The following is a 1,073-nucleotide window of genomic DNA, read 5'->3' as shown; positions in this document are numbered from 1 at the left end:
CCGACGGCGGCCACGACACCGTCCACCCCGACCTGGGCACCCTGGACGACTTCGACGCCTTCGTCGAACACGCCGGCAACTGCGGCCTGGAAATCGCCCTGGACCTGGCCCTGCAATGCTCCCCCGACCACCCCTGGGTCACCCAGCACCCCGAATGGTTCACCACCCGCGCCGACGGCACCATCGCCCACGCCGAAAACCCGCCCAAAAAATACCAGGACATCTACCCCCTCAACTTCGACCACGACCCCGACGGCCTCTACACCGCCGTCAAAAACCTCCTCCACCACTGGATCGACCACGGCGTCAAAATCTTCAGAGTCGACAACCCCCACACCAAACCCGTCGCCTTCTGGGAACGACTCCTGGCCGACATCAACACCACCGACCCCGACGTACTGTTCCTGGCCGAGGCCTTCACCCGCCCCGCCATGATGCACACCCTCGCCAAAATCGGATTCCACCAGTCCTACACCTACTTCACCTGGCGCAACAACGCCGAAGAACTCACCCGCTACTTCACCGAACTCACCGGCCCCACCGCCGCCTACATGCGCCCCAACCTCTTCACCAACACCCCCGACATCCTCAACGAATACCTCCAGCACGGCGGCCGCCCCGCCTTCGAAATCCGCGCCATCCTCGCCGCACTCCTCTCCCCCACCTGGGGCATCTACTCCGGCTACGAACTCTGCGAGAACACCCCCGTACGCCCCGGCAGCGAGGAATACCGCGACTCAGAGAAATACCAATACCGCCCCCGCGACTGGGAAACCGCCGACCGCACCGGCACCACCATCGCCCCCCTCATCACCACCCTCAACACACTCCGCAACACCCACCCCGCCCTCCAACAACTCCGCAACCTGCACTTCCACCACATCGACCAACCCGAACTCCTCGCCTTCTCCAAACGCCACCTCAACGACACCGTCCTGACCATCATCAACCTCAACCCCCACCACCCCCGCGAAGCCACCGTCCACCTCGACCTCCCCGCCCTCGGCCTCCCCGACGACCCCGACCAACCCCACACCCTCACCGACCAACTCGACGGCACCACCTACACCTGG

The 1,073-nt window shown here is 64.8% G+C and carries 1 pseudogene; it reads left to right on the top strand.

Annotation, left to right across the window (positions count from 1 at the left end):
* Nucleotides 1–1,073: pseudogene (locus AB0H37_RS45050) on the top strand (alpha-1,4-glucan--maltose-1-phosphate maltosyltransferase); the annotation flags it as partial.

The sequence above is a fragment of the Actinomadura sp. NPDC023710 genome (genome assembly GCF_040639875.1).
GTDB classification, from domain to species: Bacteria; Actinomycetota; Actinomycetes; order Streptosporangiales; family Streptosporangiaceae; genus Spirillospora; species Spirillospora citrea.
The sequence above is the reverse complement of the archived record's forward strand: the minus strand, read 5'-3'. Positions and strand labels throughout refer to the sequence as shown.